The organism is Rhabdonatronobacter sediminivivens (assembly GCF_013415485.1).
Classification (GTDB): Bacteria; Pseudomonadota; Alphaproteobacteria; order Rhodobacterales; family Rhodobacteraceae; genus Rhabdonatronobacter; species Rhabdonatronobacter sediminivivens.
Window position 1 is genome coordinate 1 of record NZ_JACBXS010000119.1, and the last position, 1,287, is coordinate 1,287.

Sequence of the window (1,287 nt, forward strand, 5' to 3'; positions counted from 1 at the left end):
TGTCGGAGCGTCTCATGCCCAAGGTATGACACACCCTGCAGCCGTTGGGAATCTTGCGTCAGGTGACGAACACTAGCTCGGAAGAAGCTGGAATCGGCAGTCGATGCTATCTACATTGACCCTCCCTACAACACAGATGCTGGCCCGATTGCTTACAAAAACGGCTATCGTAGTTCGTCGTGGACTTCGATGATAAACGACCGAGTCTCAGTTGCGGCCAATCTGTTGAAAGCGTCTACGGGAATAATCTGCGCTACCATTGATGATTATCAGCAGCGCGAACTTCATTTCGTTCTTGAGGGAGTTTTCGGGAAAGATAACGAAGCAGGAACTGTTTGCATTAGAAGCAACCCGTCTGGCCGCCCAGTTCCTTCTGGTTTTGCCCAATCCCACGAGTATGCGATTTTTTTCAAGCGAAACCCTACGTCAAAGATCGGTTTACTACCCCGTTCCGATGCTCAAAAGGCGCGCTACAAGGAGAGGGATGAAGATGGAGCCTACATGTGGGAGCTTTTCCGCAAGCGAGGCTCAAACTCTGAGCGCAGGGATCGCCCATCGCTCTATTATCCGATCTATTTTGACGGGAAGATTCTTCGCGTTCCTCAAATGACTTGGGATGGGGAAAGGCGCGTTTGGGATATAAAGGAGCGCCCGCGTGACGGTGAATTGGAATTCTACCCGATAGACCAAAATGGTGTCGAACGAACTTGGCGATGGAAGCCTGAGGCCATCACGGAGACCCCATCCAATTTCCAAGCCAAAGAAAAGGATGGCACTTGGACTTTATACTACAAATTCCGCCCCAATGAAGATGGTGTTTTGCCTCTCACCGTATGGTCTGATGCAAAGTATTCGGCAACAGAGCATGGAACTGGGGCGCTAAAGAAACTATTTAAGGAGTACAATGTTTTCTCATACCCGAAGTCTATTTTTGCGGTCGAGGATTGCATTCATATTTCGGGCATGTCCCATGTTAGGGGCACTTGCCTAGACTTTTTTGCCGGATCGGGTACGACCGGCCATGCTGTGGTGAACCTGAACCGCAAAGACGAGGGCAATCGCCGCTTCTTTCTTATGGAGATGGGGGGGTATTTCGGTCAAGTTACATTGCCGCGAATTCAAAAGGCTATTTATTCCAGCATTTGGAGCGATGGCGTCCCATCACCTGGCGATGGCGTGTCGGCCATCATAAAGTACTTGCGATTGGAGACTTAGGCTCAGGACCTATTGATTTCAGCCTTGCGGCGTGATTCACGCTCCGCAAGGAGACCAATCAATGAGCAATCT

General features: G+C 50.1%; 1 protein-coding gene. It reads left to right on the forward strand.

Going from position 1 to position 1,287, the window contains the following annotated elements; genetic code table 11:
* The first annotated feature begins 108 nt into the window (after window positions 1-108).
* Window positions 109-1,215, forward strand: coding sequence for a DNA methyltransferase (locus HUK65_RS18420; RefSeq protein ID WP_327787158.1), 1,107 nt, complete (start codon window positions 109-111; stop codon window positions 1,213-1,215).
* Window positions 1,216-1,287: the final 72 nt, after the last annotated feature.